This window comes from Endozoicomonas sp. Mp262, from assembly GCF_025643335.1.
In the GTDB taxonomy this organism is placed as follows: Bacteria; Pseudomonadota; Gammaproteobacteria; order Pseudomonadales; family Endozoicomonadaceae; genus Endonucleibacter.
On sequence record NZ_CP092489.1, the window covers coordinates 5107552 to 5132214 of the forward strand.

At 45.3% G+C, this 24663-nt stretch carries 14 protein-coding genes; 7 read left to right on the forward strand and 7 right to left on the reverse strand.

The features are described from left to right. The first annotated feature begins 50 nt into the window (after positions 1-50). The 4 genes from MJ595_RS22885 (at position 51) to pbpC (ending at position 10229) form a co-directional block, all read left to right on the forward strand. Complete coding sequence (locus tag MJ595_RS22885; protein ID WP_263080432.1) at positions 51-1727, forward strand: hypothetical protein; 1677 nt, start codon at positions 51-53, stop codon at positions 1725-1727. A gap of 309 nt (positions 1728-2036) precedes the next feature. Further along, entirely contained in the window at positions 2037-2936 is a 900-nt protein-coding gene (locus MJ595_RS22890) for a DMT family transporter (RefSeq protein ID WP_263080433.1), read from the forward strand. Further along, entirely contained in the window at positions 2929-7908 is a 4980-nt protein-coding gene (locus MJ595_RS22895; RefSeq protein WP_263080434.1) for an alpha-2-macroglobulin family protein, read from the forward strand. The genes MJ595_RS22890 and MJ595_RS22895 overlap by 8 nt, the downstream gene beginning before the upstream one ends. 5 nt (positions 7909-7913) lie before the next feature. Beyond that, positions 7914-10229 (forward strand): penicillin-binding protein 1C, encoded by a 2316-nt coding sequence (pbpC, locus tag MJ595_RS22900; RefSeq protein ID WP_263080435.1) that lies wholly within the window; start codon positions 7914-7916, stop codon positions 10227-10229. An 85-nt stretch (positions 10230-10314) separates the two neighbouring features. Here pbpC and MJ595_RS22905 read toward each other — a convergent pair whose 3' ends face one another. The 6 genes from MJ595_RS22905 to MJ595_RS22930 all read right to left on the reverse strand — a co-directional run bounded on the left by MJ595_RS22905 (position 10315) and on the right by MJ595_RS22930 (position 19402). Then, complete coding sequence (locus MJ595_RS22905; protein WP_263080436.1) at positions 10315-11514, reverse strand: SGNH/GDSL hydrolase family protein; 1200 nt, start codon at positions 11512-11514, stop codon at positions 10315-10317. Positions 11515-11919: 405 nt separating this feature from the next. Then, positions 11920-12432, reverse strand: a complete 513-nt coding sequence (locus tag MJ595_RS22910) for a hypothetical protein (protein ID WP_263080438.1) — start codon at positions 12430-12432, stop codon at positions 11920-11922. A 175-nt stretch (positions 12433-12607) separates the two neighbouring features. Further along, positions 12608-15961, reverse strand: coding sequence for a DUF4981 domain-containing protein (locus MJ595_RS22915; RefSeq protein ID WP_263080440.1), 3354 nt, complete (start codon positions 15959-15961; stop codon positions 12608-12610). 82 nt (positions 15962-16043) lie between these two features. Beyond that, positions 16044-17495 carry a solute:sodium symporter family transporter gene (locus tag MJ595_RS22920; RefSeq protein WP_263080441.1) on the reverse strand — a complete coding sequence of 484 codons (1452 nt, stop codon included), beginning with the start codon at positions 17493-17495 and terminating at the stop codon, positions 16044-16046. Between the two features lie 151 nt (positions 17496-17646). Further along, positions 17647-18132: a hypothetical protein gene (locus tag MJ595_RS22925; RefSeq protein WP_263080442.1), complete on the reverse strand. Its 486-nt coding sequence runs from the start codon at positions 18130-18132 to the stop codon at positions 17647-17649. 226 nt (positions 18133-18358) lie between these two features. Beyond that, on the reverse strand, positions 18359-19402 hold the full coding sequence (locus tag MJ595_RS22930; protein WP_263080443.1) for a GlxA family transcriptional regulator: 1044 nt from the start codon (positions 19400-19402) through the stop codon (positions 18359-18361). 271 nt (positions 19403-19673) lie between these two features. Here MJ595_RS22930 and MJ595_RS22935 point away from each other — a divergent pair, with 271 nt between their 5' ends. After that, complete coding sequence (locus MJ595_RS22935) at positions 19674-20885, forward strand: aspartate aminotransferase family protein (RefSeq protein WP_263080444.1); 1212 nt, start codon at positions 19674-19676, stop codon at positions 20883-20885. A 206-nt stretch (positions 20886-21091) separates the two neighbouring features. On the opposite strand, the gene MJ595_RS22940 is transcribed toward MJ595_RS22935, so the two are convergent. Next, positions 21092-22177, reverse strand: a complete 1086-nt coding sequence (locus MJ595_RS22940) for a DUF456 domain-containing protein (RefSeq protein WP_263080446.1) — start codon at positions 22175-22177, stop codon at positions 21092-21094. 457 nt (positions 22178-22634) lie between these two features. Between MJ595_RS22940 and MJ595_RS22945 the strand changes: the two genes are divergently transcribed. Both MJ595_RS22945 and MJ595_RS22950 read left to right on the forward strand, forming a co-directional pair. Beyond that, positions 22635-23642: an arginine N-succinyltransferase gene (locus MJ595_RS22945; RefSeq protein ID WP_263080447.1), complete on the forward strand. Its 1008-nt coding sequence runs from the start codon at positions 22635-22637 to the stop codon at positions 23640-23642. 19 nt (positions 23643-23661) lie between these two features. After that, positions 23662-24468: a DUF1338 domain-containing protein gene (locus MJ595_RS22950; protein ID WP_263080449.1), complete on the forward strand. Its 807-nt coding sequence runs from the start codon at positions 23662-23664 to the stop codon at positions 24466-24468. Positions 24469-24663: the final 195 nt, after the last annotated feature.

The window sequence follows — 24663 nt, forward strand, 5'->3', positions numbered from 1 at the left end:
AGCAATCCTATTTTTCTTCCAAAATCAAACAGTAAAAGAGTATAACCAATATGAATATTTATCGCAAACCCTCACAAAAAAAAATTAAAAAAACAGTTGCTCTCAATCTTTTTTTTATTTTAACCATAATGATTCACTCTATAACCAATGCAGGCTTTGAAAAACATCATATATCTAGACCCGAAACCTTTAAAAAAGCATATGAATATGGCTTTTTTTTCTGCCGACACCAGCTCGCAATATTCAATGACGAATGGAGAATAAAAGATATAGACCGCAATGATTCGTATACCCCCTCATGGAAAACTACTCATCAAAAAGGTACTGCAAACTCAACTATTAGATTCAGTCGTATTTTTCCACCTGAATATAGAGAGCAAGAAGAAAAAGCAGATAAATCAGATAAATCAGATAAATCAGATAGATCAGATAGAGCAGATGGATCAGATAGAGCAGATGGATCAGATGGATCAGATGGATCAGATGGATCAGATGGATCAGATGGATTAGATGGATTAGAAGGGGAAGAAGAAAAAACAGTAGAATATAAAACACCATTTAAAATTTCCAATGACGATAAGCTAATCAAAACCAAATCCAGCTTGTTTATATTCTATAAAAAACAACAAAAATTTCAGCAGCTTAAAATAATGGATGGAAAAGTTGTAGAGATTGCTTGTGTGGATATTGACTTATCCCCTCCACATGAACAGCCTTTTCACCTTGAAGGTAAGATGACTCCTTATGCTGGTACTTTCCAATGTTACGATAGCGATAGCGATAGCGATAGCGATGATGACAAATCGTATAAGAATAGAGATAGCTATGCATTTCTCATAACAACTCCCCATCCGGAAAGTGCTCACCGATCCCTATTTTTTTCTTATGACAATCTTTTGCTATGTTACCACTGGCCCGAAGGTAGCAAGACTATAAAGCCCACTTGTGCTCATCGTTTCAGTGAGATTGACACCCTCACCCTATCCCCCGATGGAAAAACAATAGCCGTTACCAGCGCTGGTTCAATTTGGTTATTCGACATAGATGAAAAATCGCAACTTCAAGAAATAACTCAAAAATCAACACCTGTATCACCCGCGGTTACTACAGAAGAAAAACCGGCAGTCACAGGTGTAGTTTTTAATCCCGTATACAAAAATTATTTTAGTTCCTATAGCCCTCACCATAACAGCCTTCTCTGGTTTATTGATCGTTCAAAAAACACAATAACACACGTTGCTGATATAGTGAGAAACAGCCCTATGAAAGACATGGATAATGCCTGTTTTAGCCCTGATGGCAAATGGTATATAGAGCATGATCATGGAAAAATAGGTTTTTATTTTTTTGATCCCGACATGGCTCCATCAACTGAAATAAAACAAGAATTGAAACCTATTCAATGGTTCCATCAAACCAGGAGACATTTTTGTCATGCTACTGTCCTTCCCTGCTCGAAACTGGCGATTGTATACTTTACAAAAAGAAGCCAAAGCAGCTATGAAGCCACCCCTAAATATTATCAGCTGATGACAGAGGAAATGAATATTATTCCCAAAGGGCCCGCTTCTCAAAAAGAAATAGCAAAATTTGTTGATGTTTCAGGACACAAAAGTGGAGCTATTTTTTTAACATTGCACCATCAAGAGGTGCAATCCGAACAGTATCGATGGCATCGAGAATGCTGGCAAACATGGACTTATGACCAATCAATGCTTGCTCAATAATCATGGGCATCCATGTCAACCCGGATATTTCAAAAAAATCCAGGCTGATATATTTAGAACAGGGTAGTAAAATGGCAGGCTTGGTTGGTGGCCTGCCTGAAATCCCGGTACAGCCAAACGCCAGGACAAACTGGATTATGGGCTTAACAAAGTATTGAAGAGCATTTGTCCCCATTCGACAAGTCCGGAAAGAATAGAGACAACATGCTCCTTAACGCTTCACTACATGAGTGACTTCAGGGCAAATCCTGCCCCAGGCATTGCATACTTCAAAGACACAGAAACGCTAAAATAATCAGAGGGGGTATTATGAAAAGGGCTGTTCAGGCCGATATCGGCCTGGCTTTAGTAGCCATTATCTGGGGTACAGGGTATATCGCTATTAGCTGGGCTTTGGATGGTAGCCTGCCGCCGCTTTATTTGCTCGCTGTTCGTTTTATCATCGCATTTGCCTTACTGGCTCTTATTCTCAATAAAAAGCTAAGAGCCATAACCAAAGAGATGCTTATTGCCGGCCTGGTGTCGGGTTTTCTTCTGTTTGCCGCTTTTGCACTGCAAACCCTGGGGCTACTCTATACGTCTGTTTCAAATAATGCTTTTATTACAGCGGTAAATGTTGTCATAGTGCCTTTTTTATATTGGATACTGAGCCGACAGCGCCCTGATCTGTTTTCATTCAGCGCCTGCTTTATAACACTGGCAGGAATAGCGCTTCTCTCCCTTGATGGTGTCAATGCTGTGAATAAAGGCGATCTGTTAACCCTTGGTTGCGCCTTTCTGTTTGCCTGTCATATTGTAGCCATAGGCCATTACACCCGGAAACATGACCCTGCTTTATTAACCCTGTTACAGCTTGGGTTTGCAGGACTATTTTCCACGGCAGGCTCTTGGGTTCTGGAAAGCCCCCCTGAAACTATCAGTATAAAAGCTGCCGGTTCGGTTCTTTATCTGGCCGTATTCAGCACCTTGATTTGTTTTCTGCTACAAACAATTTGCCAGAAATACAGTACCTCCACCAAAACTGCCATTATTCTTTGTTCCGAAGCCCTGTTTGGAAGCTTATTTGCCGTTATGCTTCTCAGTGAAAAACTGACTGTGCAAATGGTAATGGGTGCAACCTTGATCTTTGTGGCAGTGATTATTGCGGAAACAAAGCTATCATTTCTAACACCCTTTTACCGTGACCGCCAAGAAGGAAAAGATGCCTGAGAACCTTGCCATGACCACAGCCTGTTCCACATCCCCCACTTCCAAGCGCCCTGTGGTGGCCCGGGCAGCTCTGTTGTTTATACTCTTTCTGACAGGATTGCTTACCGGCTGTAGTCAGGAACACGAAGAATCCGCAACAGGACAGGGCAAAAGTCAGGAAGCGCAACAGGCTCAGGAGCATGCTTCTCCGGCAAAAAGCGATAACAACATGGCGTTAACGGTACAGGATATTTCTGAAAGGGAGTATGGCAAAGTCAATGCACTGGCCATCGCCTTTAGCACCCCTATAGCGCCAGACCAGAACTTTGCCCACTATATCCGGGTATCCCCTTCCCTGACTGAGCCGGTTCTTGGTAAAGATGGCCGCAGGCTTTACTACACAGGTATTGAGCCTGATGTCGCCTATACCCTGAATATTGACAGGGGCATTAAGGCAGCGAATGGCAAAGTGTTACAACAGGAATTTAAAAAGACCATCACGGCCCGTGCCATTAGTCCCGTGGTATCCTTCGACAGTGAAGGCATGGTGATGGTGCCGGGTCATACAGAATCCCTGCCAGTCACGGCTATCAACGTACCTGAAGCAGACCTTAATCTTTACCGGGTGAAAGATAACAAGGTAGCCCAATTTTTTGATGATTATGGTTATTACGGTAATCGCTATCTTGAAGATTACCTTGAACACCAATACAGCGCCCGCATTATTACCGGATCAGAAAAAAATGCCCGCAACCGGGTACTGGTGGATCTTAATAAACCGGGCAAGCTAACAGAACCCGGCGTTTATTTTGTGACGCTGGCAAAGCCCGGGGCTTTTGAGTTCGATGCCAAAACCTGGTTTACCGTATCAGCCATCGGCCTGCAATTAAGAAAATATCAGGATCACACCCGGGTCATCACTCAGGATATTACCAGCGGCAAGCTACTGTCCGGGGTTGATATAGCGGTTATGGACTATCAATCTAAAGTCTGGGCAGAAGGTGAAACCGATAAACAGGGCAGCTGGACTTTTAAACCGGAACAGCTAAAAAACAGCCCCAGGCTGATTATGGCCAGAAAAGGCAAGCAGGTTACTATTCTTCGTTATCATGCTCCCACCTTTGACCTGGCAGATTTTAATGTGGGTGGACGCCCCTCCCGGGCAGAAGAATTACTGACCTGGTCATCCCGGGATATATACCGCCCTGGCGAAAACATCACCCTGAGTACTCTAAAGCGCAACCAGGATGGACAGCCTGTAACAGGCCCGGTCAAAATCGAGATCAGAAAGCCTGATGGCAGCCTTTATAATCACTGGCTGGTTGAGGCTAAAGCCAATGGCTATCATGAGCTGGCTTTTACCATTCCCTCAAATGCCCCGGTAGGTTCCTGGCAGGCGGAGGTATCCAATCCCGGAAATAATACTGTAAGAACCCTGTTTAATTTCAAGGTTGAAGAATTTTTACCGGAGCGCCTGCGCTTAACCTTTAATCCGGGCATTCCTGATACCAATGACCTCACAAGCATCACTAAAGGCAGTGATCTCAATATTAAGGTACTGGGAGAATATCTTTATGGTGCCCCTGCTGCCGGCAACCGGTTAGATACCAGCGTGCGGGTCAAAGCCTGGCCATCGCCTTTTGAATCGTTGCAAGGCTACATATTTGGCAATCCCGCCATGACAGCGCTTGATAATGCCGAATTGGAAGCAGCCAACCTTGACCATAAAGGATATATAGCAACCAGACTACCGGAAGAGTTCAGCCTGAGCCACTGGCAGGTGCCCGCCAAAATCAGCTTGCAATACAGCCTCTATGAAACCGGCGGTCGTGCCATTAACCGTTTTTATGATGTCCTGCTATGGCCAAAGCAAACCTTTGTTGGCATAAAGCCCCTGTTTCAGAATAATCGGGCTGACAATGACACCCAGGCACGTTTTTCACTGCTGCGTACTGATGACAAGGGTGCTATTGTCCCGGAGGGTGAGGCAAAAATAGAACTCTATCGAGAAGAAGAAAAGTATTTCTGGACCTATACCAAAGCCAGGGGCTGGCACTATGAACGGGTTGAAAATGAATACCTGGCCGTTAGCCAGGATACCCACTTTACCACCCGTGAACCCGTATCCCTGAACCTGCCCGTAGAATGGGGTCGTTATCGCCTGGAAATTACCGACCTTCAATCCGGTGGCAAAACCGTTTACCCGTTCTTTGCCGGTGAAGACTGGTATTCCGCCTGGAATGAGAATAAAGACCATATTCGCCCTGATAAGGTGAACCTGGCCCTTAATAAAAAAGCCTATAAGGCAGGAGATACGGCCATTCTCCGTATTGCCGCACCCACAGAAGGTATGGCTCTGGTTATGCTTGAAGCCGACCAGGTACTGTATACCCGGCAGGTTCAGCTTAAAGAACATCAGGCGGAAGTTGAAATCCCCATTCCTGACTCCATTGAACGACATGATTTATATGTCAGTGCATTTGTAGTGGCCCCCACTGAAAACACGGAAAAAGTGGCTAAACGCAGCTTCGGTATTATTCCTTTACCATTAGACCGGACTGACCGGAAGCTGGATATCACAATAGATGCGCCGGAACAGTGGCGACCCGGGCAACAGGTTAATACCAAAATCCACCTGCTTGACAGTAAAGGCAGTCCAGTCTCTGGCGATGCCTGGGTCACATTAAGTGCAGTGGATTCCGGCGTATTAAGTATCACTGGCTACAAAATCGTGAATCCATATGATTATTTTTACAGCCAGCGCAAATACAGTGCCCGTCTATCCGATATGTTTGATGACATCCTCGAATACAAGCTGGCGGACAACGCCAAACTTCGCTGGGGTGGCGATGCGGATTTAACCCGGGGGGGCGATAAACCCAGAACTGAAGTGAATATCATCAGCCTGTTCAGCGGTCTGGTGCAAGTAACTGCTGGCAGTGCTGATATCCCCCTTGATTTGCCGGAGTTTGACGGTGAGTTAAAACTCACTGCCGTGGGTTTTTCCGGAGATCAGTTCGGGATTGATAACCAGGTGGTTAAGGTGACCTCTCCGGTTGTTGCCCAACTCTCTGCCCCCCGTTTTCTGGCATCCGGTGACAGGGCAACCCTGGCCATCGACCTGATGAATATGAGCGGTAAAACCCGGGATGTAAATATTGCCATCAATGCCAGCGGACCTTTGGTTATTGATGCCAGATCCAAAGCGAATTCCCTTGCTAACCCCATGGCTAAAGCCTCTAAAGCCACCTTTCACCTTCAGCAGGGGCAAAGGGAGGTCTTCTATTTTAATGTAAAAGCACTGGAACCTGCTGGCCCGGGCAGAATCACTGCCACCATTGCCCTGGATAACGAAACACTGTCAAAAGAATGGACCTTGGGGGTTCGCAATGCCACCCCTGCCCGCTACCAGAGCAAAAGCACCATACTCCATAAAGATGAAACACTGACATTCAGTGATACGTTGATTTCCGGCCTTAAGCCAGATTCCGTTAACAGACAACTGCGGATCAGTAACCTGCCTCACCTGCAGGCCGCTGAAAACTGGCGCTACCTTACTGACTATCCCTACACCTGCCTGGAACAGACCATCAGTCAGTCAATGCCTATTGCCGTACTGGCAACAGCGGATACTGTTCAAATGGCAGGTATTGAGATGGATAAAGAAAAAATCAATAGCCGGGTTCAGGCCGCTTTGGATCGTCTCAGTGAACTACAACAGGTTTCCGGAGGCTTTGGCCTTTGGTTACGCTCTGCCGATGAAGATCACTGGTTAACGGCCTATGGTACTGAGTTGTTATTCTCCTTAAAAAAGGCTGGCTACAATGTTCCAGACCCGCTTCTGGAGTCTGCAATAAAACGACTTAAGTATTATGTTACCCAGCGATCCCCACTAATTGTCAGGTACTGGTCTCAATCCCCATCCCATTATCAACTGGCTTATAAGGCCTATGCCGCTTACCTGTTAGCCAAAGAAGGTAAGATAACCCTGGGACCAGTGCGGGATATTGCCGAAAGAGAGCTAAGGGAAAGCTTATCACCCTTGCCCGGCATCCATCTTGGCCTGGCCATGATAAATACCGGCAGTAAGGCCGAGGGTGAGCAACTGATAGCGGATGCCCTGAAGGTAAAACGCAAGCAAGGGCTCTATCTTGGTGACTATGGCTCAGCAATCAGAGACCAGACTTTGGCCATCAGCTATCTATTGGAAGCCGACATCCTAAAAAAACAGGCGCTTAACCAGTTAGTCTCACTCCACACTAAGCTGCAGCAGAAAAAATATCTAAGCCCCCAGGAGCGCAGTGCACTGTTCCGTCTGGCCGTTGCCATTGAACAGCGGACAGAGAGTATGCAGTGGCAAGGAGAACTTAGTGTTGCCAATGAAAAACAGCAACTCAAAGAAACCGGTACTTTTATCAAAAACCTGAAAGGCATCGGCACCGATAAAGTAATCAGCTTTACCAACCACTCTACAACACCCGTATTTGCCTCGTTTGCTGCAACAGGAATTCCTGCAAGCCTGCCAGCTGAGGTTGATCAGGGAATTAAGGTACATATCAATCATTACCAGGTAAAAAACGGTAAGGCCATTGAAATGGGTCAGCTTAAACAACTCAATATGGGCGACATTGTCCTTACCCGGGTCAAGGTGATGGCTAATCAGCGGATACCCGATGCTCTACTGGTGAGTCTGGTTCCCGCAGGCCTTGAGCTGGAAAATCAAAACCTGGACAGTGCCCTCAAACTGTCAGACATTCGTATTGATAATGAACCTGTTATCCAAAAGGCTAGCGTCGAATATCAAGAGTACCGCGATGATCGTTACGTTGCTGCTCTTAATCTATATAAAAATAGTGAGCAAGTCCTGTTTTTTATCTCACGGGCCGTTAACCCTGGCGAGTATCAGGCACCACCAGCGATGGTTGAATCCATGTATACACCAGAAATCCATGGCATCAGCAATGCTTCCGGCAAATTGAAAATAGCGAAGTAAGCGCCTTGTTTGATTTCAAGTTCTGGTTCAAAGCAATAATGCTGACTGCACTGGTCAGCATTATTGCTTTCCTGACAGCCAATAAGCTATTTCCTTTGCAGTTACCGGATAGCCATGCCAGCTTTTCTACCGTGGTACTAGACTCAGAGGGGTTTCCACTGCGTGCCTTTGCGGACAAAGAAGGTATCTGGCGCTATCAGGTGAGCACAGGGCAGGTCTCTCCCTGGTATATTGAAGCCCTGCTTAACTACGAAGACCGGTTCTTTTATCAACACTTCGGGGTCAACCCCTTAAGCTTAATTCGCGCCAGCTGGCAGTGGTTTTCATCCGGGGAAGTCATCTCAGGGGGATCAACCCTGACCATGCAGGTGGCACGAATACTACATCCCCATACACGAACATTGACAGGCAAATTCAGCCAGATATTTCGGGCATTACAACTGGAACACTCCCTTAGCAAGAAAGAGATTCTTGCGCTTTATCTTAACTATGCCCCTTTTGGCGGCACTATTGAGGGGGTTCAGGCAGCCAGCTACCAATACTTCCAGAAACCTGCCAGTGAACTGCGGCGGTCAGAAGCAGCCCTGCTTGCTGTTTTACCACAGGCACCTTCAAGACTGAGGCCTGACCGTTATCCGGAGAAAGCCAGGGTTGCCAGGGATAAAGTGCTGGACAGGCTACAAAGTTATCAGGTCTGGACCCCGCAGGAGATTAAAAATGCCAAACAGGAAAGTATTGCCGCCTGGGAACTGGAACCGCCAATGGTTGCCCCCATTCTTTCCCGTCGTCTGGCTCAAATACTGCCAGCCCAACGGGTGATTAAAACCACCATTACCCGGAAAATTCAAAAGCCCCTGGAAGAATATGCAAAAAACTACGCTCGTTCACAGGGTGAAGGTATTTCAGCAGCCATTCTGGTGGTTGAAAATAGCAGCAACAGCATCAAAGCCTATATAGGCTCTTCAGATTTTCTGGATAACTCCCGGTCAGGCCAGGTGGATATGGTTACAGCTATTCGCTCTCCCGGCTCAACGCTTAAACCGTTTCTTTACGGTCTGGCAATAGACGACAACCTTATTCATTCTGAATCCCTGATGGCCGACGTGCCCAGAATCACCCGACAATATCGGCCCGGTAATTTTTCCCGGGGATTTTCAGGGGCTGTGAGTATTTCTGAGGCACTGCAACGCTCACTTAATATTCCCTTCGTTCAGCTTATTGAAGCCTACGGTGAGCAGCGCTTTACCAATAGGCTGGCCCATGTGTTGCAACCTCTGCAAATTCCGGATGGCAATGCCAGTGCAGCGGTTATTCTCGGTGGTGCCGGAAGTTCACTGGAGCGACTGGTCAGCTTGTATAGCGCCCTGGCCCGGGATGGCTATGTCCATACATTAACTGTGACAGAAAGCCGGAAAAAACAGCAGCAGCGGCGCTTATTAAGTAAAGAGGCTGCCTGGATAACCTGTAAAACCCTTCAGGGGCTCAGTGTTCCATCCGGTTATAACTTCGGTCTATCCAAAGAGCTGCGCCCAAAGATTGCCTGGAAATCAGGAACCTCCTATGACCATCGTGATGTCTGGGCCATTGGTGTCACCCGGGACTACACCATTGGTGTCTGGCTTGGACGACCCGATAGTATGCCTATGCGGAAAAAAATGGGGGCTTCCGTTGCAGGCCCGTTATTATTTACTGCCTTTGAGCGGGTTGATCCTGACTCGGCAGTTATTCCCAAACCTGCGGGGGTAAAACAGAGCCTGATCTGTTGGCCCGATGGTCGCTCTCAAGACAGTGTCCACACAGCCTGTGATGAACAGCGGCTGGCCTGGACTAAAAAAGGAGTCACTCCCAGGACATTATTACCTGAAAATGGCCGGCTGTTTTTTAAGCCAGAGCACCGGGTTTTAATTAATATGGATAATGGCCTGCGGGTTAACAGAAGTTGTTCCACCAACAAGATAACCAGTAAAACCATCACCCTATGGCCCCTTGCGCTGGAAAGCTGGCTACCCAGGCAATATCGACAGTCTACAAGAATGCCTGTCTATGACAACAACTGCCTGATCAAACCGATAGAAGAGCATAATCTTAGAATTTTAGGTGCCGAGAATGGACAGATTTTTCACACTCCGGCTAATCAGCCTCTGGCCATCAATCTATTGGTTGAAGGTGCCAGTGGCAACGTTAACTGGTATCTCAATGGAAAACATATCTTCCATGGTAATAACCGACTGAAGCTTGAAAAGCTTTGGAAAGGAGAAAATCAGCTATTAGTAGTGGATGAACGCGGGGCTATTGCCCAACTGAGTTTAATACAGATCTGAGGCGATGATCATTAAAAAGGGAGCTCATCCAGGTTAGCTCCCTTACACCTTTCATTCCCTAATATTTGTTCATGGGTGACTTAATTTAGTAATTAAACTTACCCTTGGCTTCAGACATAATTTGATCAGCCATATATTTATGAACGGCCGTTGTCGGATGTGTTACACCCCAGAATACATATTTGTCTGATCCTACAGCAGCGCACTCATTTGTTAAACCATGGGAAAGCACATAGTCTAAAGAAGAACTGCGACTAATATCCATACATGAGTCTTTGGCATTGGCAAAACCGAAGGGTTTTGGATCAGTGGTTAATTGTTCAAACAGTGAGAAAGCATCGAATAACTGAATATTCATACCACGCTTCAGATAATACTGGTATTGCTCTTCAACAAAGGCATTAAATTGTATAATGCGAGAGCGAATGGTTTTACGTTTTTCGGCAGTTTCATATTTAAACTGTGGCGCTTTGGAGGCATCAGGTAGCTTCATTGTAATCAAGTTTTTAATGCCCAGACTCTCAAGCCGAACCAAAGCGGCAGCAAAATCCGCTTTCACCTCTTCCACTGTCCGGTCGTAATTCATAAAATCATTGAGGCCGAACTCAAGGGTAACCAGTGACTCTTCAGGATTATAATTTTTTGCAACGGCAACGTATTCCTTATAAGAATCAATTTGTGCCTGAATACCGGATAATAACAAGTATTGATTATTACCAGCAGCACCGCCTACAGCCCAATTATACACAGGTACACCCATATCCTTAGCCAGGTACTCGCTCCATACCTGTCCATTGGAAAAGTGTCCCAGGAACCAGCTGTCAGGGTTGGGGAAGCGCCACTGGAACGCGTTAAATACATTACCCGTATCAGAAATACTGTCACCCAACGCGATGATCTTATTTATTTTACCTGAGTTTTTGTTCTGATCGTTGGTCCAAATAGTATGGTTAAACGACAAACGATTATCCGCAGCATAGAAAAGAATATCAGCAGCAGGATTGTTTGTACCCAGGGTAGCCTTACACCGCTGGGCTATTTCCTCTTGACTGACATCGGTGTAAAACATGTTTTTCCATTGGGTTATTTCAGAAGCCCACCAGTGGCCTGGTATGGTAAAGTCTTTGCCATTAACGTCCCTCGCCCATTTATAGTCACTCCTTGCATCATCGTGGGAATAACCAGTACGGTACCAACACCGTACATAGGTATAGGTATCATCCCCCCGAACATTCTGATTCTGCGTGTTTGCTGAGGCCGCGGAAATTGAAAATCCGGCAGCCATTAAGAATAGTGCCAAAAAACGAATTGCTATCATTCATTCATCCAAATTGATTTAATTATCGAAAGATACTGCGATTTAAAGCCTGGAGAAGAGTGATGCCTGATCTAATTCGACTAAAAATGTAATAAACATATAAAGCTTATTATACAAACGTTCAAAAAATTTTGATTTAAATCAACTATGTATACAGTTTGTAAATTTAGAATGTAGTTTATGCTACATATTTTATCGATCGTGCTAAAAACAAAGGTACGATTAGGTGAACGAGATATAACGAAAATCAATAAAAGGTGAACTAATTACACAATATCTGATATTCTCACCTGAATTAGAAATACTGGTTGATGTCATTTAGTATTCCCATAAGAGGGGGGGGGAGGCAAAAGAGTAATCTTTCATTTAGCTCTATTTTGACTTTCTTTCCAAGGCTTCTTTATCTTTAAGCATTTTCACAATTTCAGGGCGTGCAAGCATCCTAGCAACTTCCAGCGCACTCTTTTTAAAATCCATGTCACTGGCTTCAACAGGCTTTTTTCCCTCTGCTCCTGCATCCAGCATAAGCCTCACAACCTCCGGTGATGAATAAATCACAGCATAAGTAAGCAAAGGCATAAAACCATAAAACGATCCTTCAACTCGATTATATATTACCCCATTGACATCCGCCCCCCTGCTGATCAACAAGTTGATAATCTTAAGCGATTCAGAATCCTTACCCCGGTCAATGGCATAACATAACACTGACTTCCTTCGGCGCAGGAACTCCATATCTATGGCATTAACATCAGCACCTTTATCAAGTAATTCCCGGATATCAGCTACAGCCTTTTTCTCCTGAATGGCTTCTATTAAAGGATATGTATCAGCAAAAGCACAACACACCTTAAAAATCAGGATTAAGAAAACACCTGTTTTCATAAGAAGTACCATTAATTTTTTTTGTTCTATTTTTTACAATAGAAGCCAATCCAGAATAGAGAATCTTGGATATTATAGCTGATTCTGATAAAAATAACGTTAAAATTAAGCGGCTAATAATAGCAGGCCTTCTTATTCCCATGAAGGATACCCGCAGGTATCCTTCATCATACAATTATTCGATAACTGTTCTAGCTTTAATCAACAGGTTATCCTTTTTAAGATTCACTGGAATTAACCGGAAACTGTATTTGTAGTCGCCTGCCTGAATAGAATACTCGGGGTGCACAGGCCGCCCCCAACTGGTATCCCCGCCGACGCCCATCTGCTTATGGTCAATGTTCCAGACAACATGGTCACGTTTCACCAGGTCAGCACCATGCTTATCGGTTACCGGAACCAGGCCGGATCCTGAATCACTGGTTTCACCCACATCAAGGTCATCCATATCCAGATGCCAGGCGCTGGCAGACAGTAAATCACCCTCAGCTATCGCCATAAGACCAATACTGTCTTTATTGGTCAGGGCCATCCAGCGTACATCGGTTTTATTGGCCGTTTCCTGAGGACGCGGGTATCTGTGCATCTGATCCCACACCGTTCCCTGATACCAGCCCACAGCTGCCGATGTTTTGCGGTCGGCATAACTTTCATGAGGGCCTCTGCCCAGCCAGGTGATGGTTTCAAAACCGGCAGGCATCTGCATTTGCATACCAAGGCGAGGCAGTTTAAACAGATCTTTTTCTCCCTGTCTGAACTCGCTGGTTACCTGAACCTCTCCATTACCCAGTACGGTGTAACGGACAGTTTGAGTGGATTCAACCGCTCGTAACCGGTACACCACCTCCAGTCGCACCCTATGACTATCCAGCTGCTCTGCATTAAAGGAAACCAGTGTCGCCTCTTGCGGGTCTGATGCCGTTTTCCAAACCTTGGCCCAGTCCTGCATACCATTACCCAGATCATTATCCGTGGGTGCACGCCAGAAATTAGGCTTCAGGCCTGATTCCAGCAGGGAAAGTCCATTACCGGTGAACTGGGTCATATTACCGGTCTGGTGATCAAACCTGACTTCAAACAGATCATTGCCAACTATTACAGTGGAGCCATTATCCTCCATATTCAGGACTGGCAGCGAACTGACCGGTATGGTGTCAGCGGGAGAGCTTTCAGGCAGTTTAAACTGTTCCCAGGCGACGGTATGGTGTGCTGGTAGCAACTGCTCCGGCTGATCCAGTTCATAACCCACCGCTTTGCCGGCAAATGCCTGATCCGGGAGCGTTAAAGGTTGGGCTTCTTTGGTCTCTGCCCTGACGGTCACAAAATATTCAGCACCTGGCTTGGGATCAACCTTGGGCAATGACAGGTTAACCAGTGAACTATCACCAGGCTCAATAGAGATATCTGTAATCTGCCTTTCTTCTAAAGAACACCCATCTTCCTCCAGATTCCAGTAGAAGTTGTAGCGATCCAGGTTAGTAAAGATAAAGCGGTTAGTAATGGTAACCTGACCTTCTTTTAACGCTTCCTCAGAGGCCTTGAATTCAATGTTCTGATAAACCTTCTTTACTTCCTGTAGATGGGGATGAGGGGTGCGGTCCGGGTCAACCAGACCATTATTCAGGAAATTACCATCGGTTTGCATATCCGGGTCATAATCATGACCATATTGCCAGTATTCCACCCGCTCACTGTTTTCATTCAATTTGTAACCACGCTGCGCCTGATCTACCCAGTCCCAGATAAAGCCTCCCTGGGTCATAGGATGGGAATCAATCAGCTCCCAATAATCCTTCAGGTTACCCACAGAGTTTCCCATGGCATGGGCATACTCGATAAAGATCATGGGGCGGGCCAGTTCTGGCTCATTATCCACCTTTTCCATAAAGTCGCGGATATGGGAAAAGGAAGGATACATGGGGGCATAGATATCGCTGTAATGATCCCAACCAGCGGGTTCGTATTGCACAGGACGACTACCGTCGTTATCTTTCAGCCATTTGTAGGTCGTTTCAAATACCTGACCATAACCCGCCTCATTACCCAGTGACCAGATAATGATGGAGGGATGGTTTTTATCCCGCTCATACATTCTTCGGGTACGATCAAGATGGGCAGGAATCCAGGACTCTGTATCACCTATCTGGGTATCCGGGTTAATAGCCAGTGGATGAGACTCAATATTAGCCTCATCAATCACATACAGGCCATAGCGGTCTGTTAATTCATACCAGCGTGGATCATTGGGATAGTGACTGGAACGCACCGCATTAATATTGTTGCGTTTCATCATCTGGATATCACGAATCATATCCGCCATAGTAACCACATGACCGTGATCAGGATGGGTTTCATGACGGTTAACGCCTTTAATGGCTATCGCCTGGCCATTAACCTTGAGCTGCCCCCCTTCAATGTGCACGTCCCTGAAACCCACCTGTTGTTTTAAGACCTCAAGCATATTGCCATTTTTGTTTTTCAGCTCAATCAACAATGTGTAGAGGTTAGGGGATTCAGCAGACCAGGGCTTAATGCCGGAAAGGGTTTTGCTGGCAAAACTGACCGTGCGTTCTTGCCCATCAATACTGATGGTCTGACTATCTGTTATGAGGGCTTCGTCACCATCCAGCAAAGAAATAGCAATTTGATGCTCTCCTGATGCCTGATCCAAATAATTTTTCAGATCAAGATCCAGTTTCAACACCCCATCCTGATAATTATTAGTCAGGCCCGCTTTAACCTTAAAATCCCGTATATGGACTTTCGGCGTTGAAAACAGCCAGATATCCCGCTCAATACCAGCCAGATCCAACATATCCTGCTTTTCCAGATAACTGCCATCACTCCAGCGAATCACCTGAAGGGAAACGGTATTATTGCCACGACGAACATAAGGCGTGATATCAAACTCAGCCGGTGTTTTCGCCCCCTGGCTATAGCCTACTTTCTGCCCATTAATCCAGAGGTAAGCGGCAGAGCGTACACCTCCCATATGGATGAAGACCTGTCGGCCATCCCAGTTATCAGGCAAGGTAAAATCACGACGATAAGAGCCAGTGGGGTTATAATCCTTCGGTGTATTGGGCCACTGTGCCTCAAAGGGAAAGCGTTCATCCAGATAGACAGGATAACCGTATTTGCCATAGTTCCCATCTTCATCCTTGCCTTCAATTTCCCAGTTACCAGGCACTGGAATATCATCCCAACTACTCACATCGTAACTGTCATTAAAGAAATCTAACGGGCGCTGATCCGGGTGTTTGTCAAAGCGAAATTTCCAGGTGCCATTTAAAGGCTGAAACCAGGGTGATTCACTCTGCTTACCGACGACAGCAGACTGGTAACTGGCATAGGGAAATAACGTGGTATGAGGTGCTTCTTTATTAATGGCAAAAACCTGATGGTTTTCCCAATCGTTTTGCCCTGAAGCAGTCTCTGTAGAGGTATCGTCAGAGGTACACCCACCCAGTATAAGTGCCGAAGCACAGATAGCAGCAGCCAGAGGTTTGGGCTGTAGCCGGCTCATCATTGTTACTCCCCCAGTGATGTTGGCCTGTAAGTATCTATTGGTAAACAAAAAGCATCGCTTTTTCACGACAGAAGATGATTGGTCACACCACTTCAACGGCAGTATCAGCCCTGGCCTTACCAGCAACCCGCAGTTGGGCCCTTTGCCCATAGAGCACCTTATTCAACAGGAGTGAACAGCCCATGGTGGCAAACAGAGTAATGCACATCAGGTGGATATAGTGCAGCGGGGTCCAGGCAAAGGTGAAGATGGCATACAGGCCGGACCCCATGAGCATACTGATCATAATAGCCCTGGGCTTCACATTGCCAAACAGGATTGCCACTAGGAACGCTGCCAGAACCGGCATACTGTACAGGCCATTCAGCTGCTGTAATAAGGCGATAATAGAACGGGCATTTTGAAGAACAGGAACCAGGGCAATGCCAATAACAGCAAACAAAATGGAAACCCGCATACTCAACGCTTTTACACAGGCATTGGCATTGAAATACTTCTGGTGAATATCACAAACATAAAGCGCAGCAGCAGAATTCAGGGTGCTGTTAAAGGTACTAAGCACGGCTCCGGCCATTACTGCGGCAAAAACACCGGATAGCCAGGAAGGCAGAATATCTCCCACCAAAGTGCCATAGGCCACATCCCCCACATTGCCATAGAGTTTATAAGCGATCATACCCGGTAGAACCACGACGAAAGGAATCAGCAATTTCATGACCACGGCAGCATAAATTCCCTTCTGGGCTTCTTTCACACTTTTCGCTGCCAGTGCCCGCTGGGTAATCACCATATTGGTTCCCCAGTAGAAAATCTGAATAAAGATCATACCGGTGAACAGGGTGTGCCAGGGAATATCCGAATCATTACTGCCAATCAGGGTCATACGATCAGCAGGGATACCACTGAGATCAAAATCTATGGCATACAAGGCCAGGAAAGTAACCAGCAGTCCCATCACCAGCAAACCAACGCCATTGAAGGTGTCAGAAACTGCAATAGCCCTTAAGCCACCAAATATGGCGTAGATTGAACCCACAATGGCAAAAATAATGGCGATTGTTATGACATGCAGATCAAGCCCGAACATAGACTTCATAAACAGGGAGCCGGTATAGAGCACAGTGGGCAGCAAGATAAACAGATAACCCAGCAGGAATAAGATGGATACTGTCGCTCTTAGCGCTTTGTCGTTGTAACGCTTTTCAAGGAGTTCTGTTGTGGTTGTACAGTTATATTTGTAATAAAGGGGAATCAGCCATTTTGCCAGAATAATCAGACCCGCTGCGGCAGCAATTTCCCACCAGGCTACCAGTAAGCTCTGGGCACCGTTCATGCCAACAATTTGTTCAGTGCTAATGTTGGTAAGCATAATAGAGCCGGCAACATATACCCAGGTCAGGTTACCACCGGCTAAAAAATACTCTTTATTGGAGTCAGTACTTCGCCCCTGCTTTCGGCATTTTAACCAGGTAATAAGTCCCACCAGACTGGTTAGCAGCAGGAATACCCCAAACTGCACACTGTCGATATTCATGACCGCTGATTCCCCCAATCAACTATGAAAATGTTTTCAAGGGGAATCATACAGTGGAAACTGGCAAGAACCCTGACTCATATCAAAAAAACACAAAGTTGAATAAAAAAGAACAAGGCAGGTATGCAAGGTCTTTTCTAATATGGATCATTTATCTTGATGGTGGCCGTTTAGCTAGCTGGAGAAGATAAGATAAACAGCCTGATGTGTGGCAGATGGTTACATATTTTTCAACACTGTATTCTTTCTGCTCCCGGGTATTGAAATCAGTAATCACAATAATCCTGCCTCTAAAACATGCCAGATCAAGGTAAACGGTATCTTTCCTGTTATTCGGTTTACCAAGAACTGCGTAGCTGCCATCCGGCAGCATCCAGACATCCGATTGATAGGTATTAAAAAAACTTGTTCCGGTTGTGTAGTTCACCTGGGATTTTAGATGAGGCTGGCTAATCAGGCTTGAGGAGCAAATATAATCGGGCACTTTCTGTGCTTTAGCTTCCGGCAGGCTTGGCAAACCTGTTACTTCAAGCCACTGGATTTCGCTTTCATCGTCAACATAAAGCTCACTCCATTGCATGGGAAATGTCGGGTGGCTTAGCAAGAATAGCAAGATCGGGGCAAGACGCTTTTTCATTTTCGTCGCTCAACAGGTAACGAAATACACTCGGCATCGTCCATTGATTCCCGCAGGCTTTCTCAAACTTGACTTGCCATACCAGCCATCAAATACAACAATCGCCATTTCGGTTATTTAACAATAGAATAAAGGGTTATCATACAATGAACACCACAAGCAGTATTGTTTATCAAGCTTATATCAAAATCAAAGCAAAAATATGAGGATAGCAAGCAGAAAACAGCTATAAGCTAACCGGAGGCACGGGTAAAGAATGTTTAAGCTCATTGATGCCATTATCTTTTGAGAGCTGACGTTCTTCCCTGGGGGTCAATTTAAAATGGTTTCTATAGGCTGTACTGAAATGAGAGGCATTGGAAAAACCACATGCCAACGCAACTTGTACTACCGGCAAATTTTCTTTTCTCAATAATTTTCTCGCTGCTTCCAGGCGCAATTGCAGATAGTATTTAGAAGGCGCTGTATTAAGATTTTTTCTAAACAACCTCTCCAGCTGGCGCCGGGAAATACCCACATGGATAGCCAGTTCATCTGCTCCCAAAGGTTCATCAATATTAGCCAGCATCAAATCCAGCGCATCCCGCAACTTGGGTTCTGGCCCCGTTTTAATACCCTCTGCTTTTATTGTTGCCAAGCCAGTGAAATAGCTACCCTGACGCTCCTTAGCCAATAGCTCTGCAATCAGTGCTGAAACCTCAATCCCTTGACGTTTACCTATCAGGGCAAGCGTCATATCCATTGCTGCTGCCCCTCCGCTGCATGTATATCGATGGGCATCAAGCTCATATAAGTTTCGGGAAAAGTGTACTTCAGGATAACAGGAGATAAGACCAGGACAACTACTGGCCGCTCTATGGCCATTCAATTCTCCTGCCTTGGCCAGCACACAAGAGCCACTGGCAATTCCCCCCAATGCCATAGGTAATGGGTTAGTCTGCTTTAACCAGGATACAACAATCTCATTATCTTTCTCACAGCTACTGGCAGCACTTGACCCACAAATAAATAAAGCATCAGCGCCAACCGCCACATCAAGGCTACCTGCCACCTGCACGCTCACTGCTGCTGAGCTATAAACAGGCTCCCCATCTATGGAAACTGGAGTAGGGCTATATACTGTTCTTCCCAAAACCCGGTTAACCTTATGGAGCGGCTCTACTGCCGATGAAAAGCTAAGTAACGAAAAGCCGGGAAGCAGCAAAAAACTAAAACGTGCTGGACGGGTTTCCTCTGACTGGTCTCGATAGTGACTGACTATCGACATCATTCCTCCCCTGGACTAAGGTATGTTAGGTTTTGTTAGGCATTCAACCCCTAGGAACCTGTACGAGAATAAGCGACCCTACAGCGGTCACAGAAACCACTCCCTTTTAAAGTAACGTGTTGCATGTGACATACAATTCATACTAATCAGGGAGGGATATTCGCCATAAAAAGAGTGTACAGGCGATTTAAGAAAATTGTATGTCGTCCAGAAAAAATATACAAAATAACATATGACAAATAATAGTTAAAACAAATAAAAATAAGGTACGACTATGACAGAGTACTCGGTAAATAGGGAAGTATTTGAATCAGTAATGGTTCCTAATTATGCCCCACAGGCAATGGTACCGGTTCGAGGAAAAGGTTCCCGACTCTGGGACCAACAGGGCAATGAGTATATTGATTTTGCCGGCGGCATTGCTGTCAATGCACTGGGTCATTGTCACCCACATTTAACCAAGACCTTAAAAGAACAGAGCGACAAACTCTGGCACCTGAGTAATGTCTATACCAATGAACCCGCTCTTAGCCTGGCAGAGCGCATGACCGAACGTACGTTTGCGGATAAGGTTTTCTTCTGTAACTCAGGCACAGAGGCCAATGAAGCGGCATTTAAACTGGTTCGCAAATATGCCTGGGATCACTACGGCCCTGAAAAAAATGAAATTATTGCATTCAACAGTGCCTTCCACGGACGTAGCCTGTTTACCGTGAGCGTTGGTGGCCAACCGAAATATCAGGAGGGTTTTGCTCCCTTGCCTTCAGGTATCAAACACTTGCCTTTCAATGACCTGAATGCGCTTAAATCTGCAATATCAGAAAAAACCTGCGCTATTGTTATGGAGCCTATCCAGGGAGAAGGAGGTATTCACCCCGCCACTCCAGAATTTCTTGAAGGAACCAGGGCGCTCTGTGATCAGCATAACGCGCTACTGGTATTTGATGAAATTCAAACAGGTGTGGGCAGAACGGGTCAGCTTTATGCCTATATGGATACCCGGATTACACCGGATGTCCTGACCAGCGCTAAATCCCTGGGTGGAGGGTTTCCTATCGGCGCCATGTTAACAACAAATGCTATTGCATCAAGTCTTGGTTTTGGGACTCATGGCAGTACATATGGTGGCAACCCTCTGGCTTGCGCCGTTGCCCTGGAGGCCTTTGACCTGATTAGTAATGATCAATTACTGGCAGATGTTTCCCGCAAGTATAACCTGTTCAGAAAGCATCTGGAGATCATTAATAGCAAGCACCATGTATTTTCCGAGATACGCGGCAAGGGCTTACTGGTTGGCGCGGAACTAATACCTGAATGGCACGGCAAAGGCAAAGAGTTTTTGGCGGCTGCCGCAAAAGAAGGGTTAATGTTACTGGTAGCGGGTCCCAATGTTCTTCGTATGACGCCTTCTCTTATTATTCCAGATGAAGATATTCAGGAAGGAATGGAAAAGCTGGACAAAGCTATTTCACGGGTACTTTCCTGAATCAAAAGATATGTTGATCAACAACAAAGGCACAGAGCATTATTGCTTGAAAATAAAAAACTCTGTGCCTCCTTGGTGAAAAAAGAGGTGAAAATTACCTTGTGCAGGCTTCCTTAAGTTTCACCGCATCCTCGGGACGCCGGAAACGAGGCCATACCAATTACTACTTCTAACTATGGTTTCCGCCGCTTATTTCAGCTGCAACGTCAATTTTCGCGCCTCACTTCTGACTGATCATCCCTTATCCCGGATTGAGTCCACTCCGGGTTAGAGTCAACCAGTTGTTCAAGCTCATCAACAGACATATTTTGCCAGGCTTGCTGCTCGGTGGTTAAAGCCATATTTTTTATCCGGTCAATACACTGATCAAGCTCTGCTACCAGTTCACTTCTCAAATCCTCTTCACCAGCAACTTGAAGCCTATAACTCACCTGGTTTCTCAGATAATCCAGTGGAACATGGCTGTTTATATCCGCTTTATCAACGCAATGTTTTACTATTCCTCTTAGCTCTTCATTACTTTGAGGTCGATCAGGAGAGTTTTCCCAAACATCCAGAATTTTATTCACATTTGGAAAAGCACGCTCTTTTGCCATTGAGACATATTGAGAGACAATTTGATCTGCTTTGGCAAAACCTTCCTCAAATTGCTCCGGAGACTTTTTATATTGAGCACTATTGCGGATTTCCTCCATTCTCTGAGGCATTCTGGCAACAGCCTGTTCAATCACTTTAATAGCAAAAGCGCTTGGTTTCCTGCGCTTAAGCATATTAATAGCACTCTGACCCAGGAGTTCCTTCATCCATGGTTGTTGATGTGGTGGCTTGCCAGAGGCCTCATCAATATGAGTAAATTTTCTATCTGGAAGTTGAACTTTTGAAGCAGCCCCCGAAAACCCTCCTAAATAGACCCCGGCTACCCCCCCTATCAATGCCCCAACTGGCCCAAATACAAGAAATCCAGCTGCCGCCCCCAAGATGCCACCAAAGAGCGTTCCCAACCCGGTACTCTTACGGATCTGGGCTCTTTCTGCTTTTTGTTCGACATTCAGCTTTTTCGACTGCCTTGCAATATTATTTCTTGGAACTGACTTTTTGATAGTTTTCCGGTTGGATAACATCTTGAATACAGGATCAGAACCCCTGAAACCTTGCTTTTTTTTCAGGTGACTTTTATCAGGATTATACGGGCTAACAGACCAATGCTTCATTTTTCCGGTCGGTTTTATATCCTCGGTCTCCGCTGGTTGTTGCTGAACGCTACCAACCCCACCTGTTTGCTCTACCCCCATTTAACGATCTTCCTTTTAAATTAGCCTGTCCATATTGTCCTCCTTACAAATATAGGAGGTTTAGTAACTGATGGTATAACATAGTCAACAATTGTCTAAATTCGACAATTTTCTGTCGCATTCAAAACACCTGATTTTCTAATTATTCTTATAATCAGTTGATATATAAAAAGAATATATAAGCAAACTATGTACAATAATATCAATCAATTTCCACCATGGCTTACCTGGCTTGATAGCATACAAGAGAAAATGCTTGAAAAGATTTCACTCCCACCTTTTAAAGCAATGAGTAACCAGGGTTCAAGCTCATTAAAAAGTGTGGTAATCATCTTAGCCTTAACCTGTACTTCAAATCGTCAGGAGATTGTTGTGATGGTAACAACTGGGCAGCCTTCGTTATTCCCAACACGTTCTTAAAACAACACCTGATAATGATTAAAAGGAGGTCACTAAAATGCTAATGGTTCGTCCGGTAGAGTTTACTGACATCACTGCGCTTGAGCAGCTTGCTCAACTTGCCGGAGCCAGTATGACAACCTTGCCGCTTGAACGAAACCACCTCAATGATCTTATTGCTGCGACTCAGGAAGCATTACATCAAACCATCCATCAGCCAGCCAGTGAGATATACCACTTTGTACTGGTTGATACTGTGTCAGAAGAAGTTCTTGGCATCGCGGGTATTGACTCTACTGTGGGCATTCAAACTCCCTTTTACAGTTATCGCATGGAAGATATTATTCACGCATCCAATGATTTACAAATACACAACAGAATACCTGCATTAAAACTGTGCCATGACCATACAGGTTATTCCAGGCTTTGCACTTTCTATATCAGGCCTGATGTCGATACTAACCTATCCCTTCAGCTACTCAGCAGAGCCCGGCTATTATTTATTGCCGAACATCGGGATCGGTTTGCAGCCAGAATATTGGTTGAACTACAAGGTATCGTCGATGAAGATGGTAAATCTCCCTTCTGGGAAGATCTTGGACATCAATTCTTTACCATGGATATGGCACAGGCCAGCTACCTCACAGGTATCTGTGATAAGAGCTTAATTGCAGACCTTATGCCCAAACACCCGATTTATACACTGCTATTATCGAAAAAAGCCCGCTCAGTCATCGGTGAGGTACGACCGGACAGGATGCCAGCCCAGGATCTTCTGGAACAGGAGGGCTTCAGCTATGAAGGCTACGTGGATATTTTCGATGCAGGTCCCTCCCTGGAGGCCTGCATTGACCGGCTATACACAGTATCTCAAAGCACTTTAGGATGCTTAAATGATACGTTCGCAACATCTGACCATTACCTTATAGCAAACACCTCCTGTACACATTTTCGGTGCATGGCTCTTACCAGGGATAAGACTTTATATACTGCTAAAAGCCAAATTGCTGATATGATGCGATTGGATAAAAACAATACTATTCGCATGATAAATCTTTTCCCGTAAAAATAATAATGGAGACAATATGGCGAATGACATCCATAAACTATTTGAGGCCATATGGAATGATTACATCACCCTTGCTCCCGATGCTGAGGCAATCCATACGCTTTTCTCCAGGGAAAATAACGGTATTGTTATCAATGATCATATTGCCCTGAGAACCTTTAATCTACCCAAGGTCAGTCTGAATAAAATCGCCCAGCCCTTCATTAAGGCAGGGTATCAGGCAAAAGGAGAGTATGAGTTTCCTGGCCGAAAACTCTTTGCCCGACACTTCGAGCACAGTGATTCAAAGCTGCCAAAGGTTTTTATCAGCGAGTTGTTAGTGGAACAGCTTTCCAGTAAAGCCGGCACCATTATTGCCAAACTGGTGAGTCAGGTTGATGAAAAACAAGTCAAAAAAGGCAGTTTTTGCCACTCTGGCAGACCCTGGGATATTGATCTTGCCAGCTACGATCAGCTTCTGGCAGAAAGCGAATATGCAGCCTGGCTTGCAGCCCATGGTTATCACGCCAATCATTTCACTGTGTCTATAAACCACTTTGCAGAACAAACCAGCATAAAAGATGTTAACAAAAAACTCATGGATGCAGGCTTTACAATGAACGAAAGCGGAGGTCTGATTAAGGGATCTCCAAATGTGCTATTAGAACAATCGTCAACTGTCTCCCCGGCAATAAAGGTGGATTTTGCTGATGGCCAACGAGCAATTCCCGGTTGTTTTTATGAGTTTGCCAAACGCTATCCGATGATAGACGGCACATTGTATCAGGGGTTTGTAGCAGCCTCTGCTGATAAAATTTTTGAGAGTACCCATACACAAAAATAATTAAATAGCTGTTTAAGTACCTAGCCTGATGAAATCCTATATTTCTGGCTGATTGATTGGGTGTGATGCAAGGCGCAACGGCGGGCGCATAGTTGGCCTATGTAACCAGAGTTGCAACGAAGCAGCACATCTGAGCAAGTAGTCATAAATATAGGATTTCATCAGGCTGGGTACTTATAGGCATACTCTGTACAT

Coding starts and splice junctions, on each gene's coding strand:
- MJ595_RS22915 (WP_263080440.1), bottom strand. CDS start 15,961: ATGATGAGCCGGCTACAGCCCAAACCTCTGGCTGCTGCTATCTGTGCT.
- MJ595_RS22930 (WP_263080443.1), bottom strand. CDS start 19,402: ATGATGTCGATAGTCAGTCACTATCGAGACCAGTCAGAGGAAACCCGT.
- MJ595_RS22950 (WP_263080449.1), top strand. CDS start 23,662: ATGGCGAATGACATCCATAAACTATTTGAGGCCATATGGAATGATTAC.
- MJ595_RS22920 (WP_263080441.1), bottom strand. CDS start 17,495: ATGAATATCGACAGTGTGCAGTTTGGGGTATTCCTGCTGCTAACCAGT.
- MJ595_RS22910 (WP_263080438.1), bottom strand. CDS start 12,432: ATGAAAACAGGTGTTTTCTTAATCCTGATTTTTAAGGTGTGTTGTGCT.
- MJ595_RS22890 (WP_263080433.1), top strand. CDS start 2,037: ATGAAAAGGGCTGTTCAGGCCGATATCGGCCTGGCTTTAGTAGCCATT.
- MJ595_RS22940 (WP_263080446.1), bottom strand. CDS start 22,177: ATGGGGGTAGAGCAAACAGGTGGGGTTGGTAGCGTTCAGCAACAACCA.
- MJ595_RS22945 (WP_263080447.1), top strand. CDS start 22,635: ATGCTAATGGTTCGTCCGGTAGAGTTTACTGACATCACTGCGCTTGAG.
- MJ595_RS22925 (WP_263080442.1), bottom strand. CDS start 18,132: ATGAAAAAGCGTCTTGCCCCGATCTTGCTATTCTTGCTAAGCCACCCG.
- MJ595_RS22895 (WP_263080434.1), top strand. CDS start 2,929: ATGCCTGAGAACCTTGCCATGACCACAGCCTGTTCCACATCCCCCACT.
- MJ595_RS22905 (WP_263080436.1), bottom strand. CDS start 11,514: ATGGCTGCCGGATTTTCAATTTCCGCGGCCTCAGCAAACACGCAGAAT.
- MJ595_RS22935 (WP_263080444.1), top strand. CDS start 19,674: ATGACAGAGTACTCGGTAAATAGGGAAGTATTTGAATCAGTAATGGTT.
- MJ595_RS22885 (WP_263080432.1), top strand. CDS start 51: ATGAATATTTATCGCAAACCCTCACAAAAAAAAATTAAAAAAACAGTT.